This window comes from Rhizobium ecuadorense (assembly GCF_001187535.1).
GTDB classification, from domain to species: Bacteria; Pseudomonadota; Alphaproteobacteria; order Rhizobiales; family Rhizobiaceae; genus Rhizobium; species Rhizobium ecuadorense.
Genome location: NZ_LFIO01001028.1, coordinates 1 through 231, shown reverse-complemented (window position 1 = coordinate 231; position 231 = coordinate 1). Strand labels below are relative to the sequence as shown.

1 protein-coding gene is annotated in these 231 nt (G+C 62.3%); it reads right to left on the bottom strand.

Annotated elements, in window-relative coordinates; translation table 11 throughout:
• Positions 1 to 231, bottom strand: a 231-nt coding sequence (locus AF337_RS18590; RefSeq protein WP_152971134.1) for an LLM class flavin-dependent oxidoreductase, incomplete at both ends; no start/stop codon positions are given.

The window sequence follows — 231 nt, the reverse complement described above, 5'->3', positions numbered from 1 at the left end:
AGATAGAGCAGTGCCTCCTCTGTCGTGACGAGGTTGCGAATCGCCTGATACTTGGCTTCCGCCTCGTCCTGCGTCGCTCCGACGATCGGCCCGATACCAGGATAAATGCCTACTTCCGCGGCGCTGCGGCCATGGGCAATCACGCTGTCCTTGAGCTGACGGTAGAAGGCCTGCGCATCCTCGAACGGCCCGCCATTGGTGAAGACCGCGTCGGCATGTTTGCCGGCGAGC